Here is a 4,602-nt window from a genome sequence, read left to right as displayed (position 1 = left end):
ACATAAAAAAATCATATATTACTTTTCAGTATATTTTAAACAATTTTAAAATTAATATCAGATTTCAACAGTCCCATTATATAATCCAACTTGTAAATATGAGCTCAAAAGTAAACCAAAAAATATTAATACAATGATGCTAAATAATATATAAACTCTTTTTAAAACATCGTAAATATTACTATTAAATAGATATTTACATGCTATATAGAAGTAAACAGTCATATAAATCATTTCAACACGTAAAGCTAAACCAAACATAATTAAAAGCATAGAACATGAAACAAGAATAAGCGCAACTAACGTAAGTACTTTTGTTTTTATATTTTCTTCGTAGATAGATGTTAGTATGATAGACAAGATAAATGGTAAAGATAGCTCCCAACTTGAAAAAAATATTCCGATAAAACTTACAATATGTGTTATTAAGTATAAAAATAAGCTTTGCCCATTAATCATATTACTTTCACGAACATAATTCCCAGGAGCTGTTATTAGAATTACCGTTGAAATCACAAAAGGAATAAAAAAGAAGAAAGTATTTTTGTTAATCTTTTGTTTTTGAAGTAGTTGGTGAACAATATAGCATAAGAATAAAATAAATATAACCATAGAAAAAGCCACATTATATAGCCCTATGATAACACCTATTATGAAAGATAAAATTTTAATTTCTTTTTGCTCAACAAAACAGTAATAATAAAAAATAATGAGTAATGTTAATCCCCATAAATATTGTATGCCTACTGTTTTCCACATTGAGTGTGCAATAAAACCAGATATCATAAAATATGACATAAATATACCCAAGTATACTATAAATTCTTTGCCAGGTATCTTATCCTGACCTTTTGTTATAGATTTGAATAAAAATATAATCAAAGATGTCATAGCGAGAGCATTTATAATATCTAGTAAATATATTAAAGATGGATAATCCTTATTAAAAAAGAAATAAACTGGAAGTTGTGCAGATAACCTACCAGTCCAACAAAAGTAATCATGTTTTAAATTCGCAAAAATAGTTCCATTATAAAAGGCGTCAATATTTGATCTCCAAAAATCATCCATAAACATTGGCTGGCAAACATTAGCGAATAAAAAACATAAAAAAATCACACATAATATTAACAGACTAACCCTATTGAATCTTACAAAAGAAATAATCACTTTTATACCTAAAATAATAATATTGACTTTGAGATTATAAATTTATCACAAATTCATGTGTATTCTTAGTTTTTTTAGCTTGGTACAATTTTTATAAGCATATTACTAAATAAAAAACAACACATCTTGAAATATATAAGTTCATATCAGTACTATATATCTCTACTGAATGTCATATTCCCAAAGACTTTATTGATAAAACCAATCTTTCTAGCTAAAAGTATAATAAATGGATTAAAAACTTTTGTAAGATATGTTTTTTTACCTATATTTTTTCGATATTCTTTAATAAATTCAGAAGTACAAAAATACCTCTCATCTTGAGGCATGAAAATACCATAACACTCATTTTCAACTATACTTTTTAAATATTGAGATAGCTTATCAATATGTAAAACACTCCGCTGGTTTTTTATATTTGGAAAAATAAAAGCATACCTTGCAAGCTTGACAAGCTTAGGATAATTTCCTTTTGAACCTTCACCATATATCATTGGTGGCCTAACTATTGCGACTCTAAAAGATTCTGATTCTAATTGCATTAATTTAAGCTCGGCTTGCAGCTTACTATCACCATAAAAATCATCCGGTTTAGGTTGGGTAAACTTATCTATGATTTTTTCTTGGCCAATAGGAGCACTATCTCCATAGACAATAATACTACTCATAAATATAAATTGTTTAACTCCATCAAATTTAGCCTTCTCAGCAATATTAAAAGTTAGCTCAGTGTTTACTTTATAGTACATATCTTTTAATGCTGGATCTTTTGAAGTATGGGCAATACCTGCAACATGCAGGATTGAATCATATTTTGAAAAGTCTAAATCTTGCCACGTATCATCTTTTAAAGAAATCTTATCAATATCAAACTCATCTTTACAGAAAGATACGAATGAATTGCCTACATAGCTATTTAGCCCAGTCACTAAAACTCTTTTTTTCATTTTTAATCCTTTTTATCACCTAAGGATCCTGTTCCACCCTCAACAACACCTTTCTTAGCAAAAACTGAAAAAACTGTTAGAAAAATACATTTAAAATCTAACCAAGTGCTTTTATTCTTAGCATAATCACCATCAAGTTGTGCTTTTTTAGGAATAGGCAATTCATCACGTCCATTTATTTGAGCCCACCCAGTTAACCCCACAGGTATATCATTCGCTCCATACTTATCTCGCTCTGCAATTAAATCATCTTGATTCCATAAAGCAGGTCTTGGCCCAACGATGCTCATTTCACCTTTTAGAATATTTATAATTTGTGGTAGTTCATCCAAAGATGTTTTACGTAAAAAACCACCTACTTTAGTTATACATTTTGTAGGGTCTTGAAGCAAATGTGTTGGCATATCTTTGGGAGTATCTATATACATAGTCCTAAACTTATATATCATAAAATGTTTTTTATATTGGCCAACTCTTTTTTGTTTAAAAAATATTGGCCCCTTAGAATCTAGCTTTATAAAAATAATCAATAAAACAAATACCGGACTTAGAAGCACCAACCCAATAAAAGATAAAACAATATCTAAAAATCTTTTTATGACCTTATACAACATAACTATTTACCTATTCAACTTATGATCAAATTCTGGAACAATTTGCTTTAATAATTTTATCTGCTCATCTGCCTGCTCAACAAATAGCTCTTCAAGAACATTTTCTAAAATCTTTATATCATAGAATGTCTTTCTACCAATAAAAATATCTTTATATTCAGTACTAATATCATTCTCATCAACTAGCAGTTCTTCATAAAGCTTCTCACCTGGACGTAACCCTATAATCTTGATATCAATATCATCCCTACCAGATAATCTTATAAACTGCTTAGCAAGATCAAGTATTTTAACTGGTTGCCCCATATCTAATACAAAAACTTCTGAGTTTTTCGCAATTGCTCCAGCTTGTAGTACCAACTCACATGCTTCTGGGATAAGCATAAAGTACCTTGTAATATCCGGATGCGTTACAGTAATTGGTCCGCCATTTCTAACTTGCTCCTCAAATTTTGGTATAACACTTCCACTACTACCAAGAACATTACCAAAACGCACTGCTGCAAGCTTAGTATTTTTTGATTCAACATTCTGTAGATACAACTCACAGACTCTTTTAGTAGCTCCCATAACGTTAGTAGGACGCACAGCTTTATCTGTTGATATTAAAATAAATGACTCAACTCCTACATTAATAGCTAAATCTATAGCATTTTTAGTTCCAAGTATATTATTCCTAATAGCTCGAGAAATATTTTCCTCAACTAAAGGAACATGCTTGTATGCTGCTGCATGAAATACTATATTTGGAGAATAGTTTTCAAAAACTTTAGCAAATGACATTTTATCACATACTGAGCATAAGACACTTTTGATATTATATCCGTTACACTCTTCAGTAATCTTATACAAGTTAAACTCACTATGATCAAGCAAAATTATCTGTTTTGCTTCATATTTAATACATTGTCTAACAATTTCAGAACCTATACTTCCACCAGCCCCTGTGACTAAAATGATTTTATCCTTAATAAATTTTGAAATAGATTGAGCATCTAAGTTCTTAGAATCTCTAGATAACAGATCATATACAGAAACTGGCTTTAACTGAGACATAAAACTTTCATCTTGAAGTACATCCTCAAGAGGAGGCATAATCCTAATTTGATTAAAGTTTTTTTCTAGTTTCTTATAAATTTTCTTAACTATATGATTAGCACTTTTAGGTAATGCAACAACTAATAAATCAAATCGTGAAGAGCGTAACTCTTTACGTAACCTTGAGCTAGATAAAACTCTTTTTCCGTCTATACTTCTTTTCTGCAAAGCCTTATCATCGTCAACGAAAAATTTTATACGATATCCAGTAGCTGATAACTCTTGAGCTATTTTAGTCCCAGCCGCTCCAGCCCCATAGATAACCGCTGTTTTTGTTTTCTCTATTTGACTTCTATTTGCCAGGTACCAATAGAAATATACACTTAAATTAATCAAAAAGACATAAGACAAGAATTCAGAAAAGGTAAGTGCAAACCTAACCTTGCCATAAAAAGCAAAAGCTACTATAAAAAATACTGGGACATTTATAAATACTTTACGTAAGAATGTTTTTTGTGTTGATTTTCTCCAACTTGCCATATAGTCACGTAAAAACAAAAAAGATGTTAAACATCTTAGAATAAGAATAGAAATTAAAAAATATATATTAACATCTTGCTTAAAGATATAAGAAGTCCAACTCACAGTTATAATAGTAAGTACTATTATAACTGCAAAATTTAAAACTCTTTTATCATAAAAAAATTTCATAAAGCAAAAATAATACCTAAAGTTGTTTTATTATATCAAAGTATCTTAGGGTCTTTACAGATAATTGTGTAAATTTTAATTAGGTTATATATTTTAAATATAACAATAAGGGATTTACAGAA

The 4,602-nt window shown here is 29.0% G+C and carries 4 protein-coding genes; all 4 read right to left on the bottom strand.

Annotated features, from left to right (window positions below; all coding sequences use genetic code 11):
- Positions 1-57: 57 nt before the first annotated feature.
- Positions 58-1,170 carry a DUF6056 family protein gene (locus AB8E56_RS11160; protein ID WP_329481117.1) on the bottom strand — a complete coding sequence of 371 codons (1,113 nt, stop codon included), beginning with the start codon at positions 1,168-1,170 and terminating at the stop codon, positions 58-60.
- A 152-nt stretch (positions 1,171-1,322) separates the two neighbouring features.
- Positions 1,323-2,117, bottom strand: coding sequence for an NAD-dependent epimerase/dehydratase family protein (locus tag AB8E56_RS11155; protein WP_329481115.1), 795 nt, complete (start codon positions 2,115-2,117; stop codon positions 1,323-1,325).
- Between the two features lie 2 nt (positions 2,118-2,119).
- Positions 2,120-2,731: a sugar transferase gene (locus AB8E56_RS11150; protein ID WP_329481113.1), complete on the bottom strand. Its 612-nt coding sequence runs from the start codon at positions 2,729-2,731 to the stop codon at positions 2,120-2,122.
- 6 nt (positions 2,732-2,737) lie between these two features.
- Positions 2,738-4,480, bottom strand: a complete 1,743-nt coding sequence (locus tag AB8E56_RS11145) for a nucleoside-diphosphate sugar epimerase/dehydratase (protein WP_329481111.1) — start codon at positions 4,478-4,480, stop codon at positions 2,738-2,740.
- Positions 4,481-4,602 lie beyond the last annotated feature (122 nt).

Origin of the sequence: Francisella sp. 19X1-34, assembly GCF_041102755.1 — a bacterium.
In the GTDB taxonomy this organism is placed as follows: Bacteria; Pseudomonadota; Gammaproteobacteria; order Francisellales; family Francisellaceae; genus Francisella.
This window is presented reverse-complemented; position numbering and strand designations above follow the sequence as displayed.

Coding starts and splice junctions, on each gene's coding strand:
- AB8E56_RS11155 (WP_329481115.1), bottom strand. CDS start 2,117: ATGAAAAAAAGAGTTTTAGTGACTGGGCTAAATAGCTATGTAGGCAAT.
- AB8E56_RS11150 (WP_329481113.1), bottom strand. CDS start 2,731: ATGTTGTATAAGGTCATAAAAAGATTTTTAGATATTGTTTTATCTTTT.
- AB8E56_RS11145 (WP_329481111.1), bottom strand. CDS start 4,480: ATGAAATTTTTTTATGATAAAAGAGTTTTAAATTTTGCAGTTATAATA.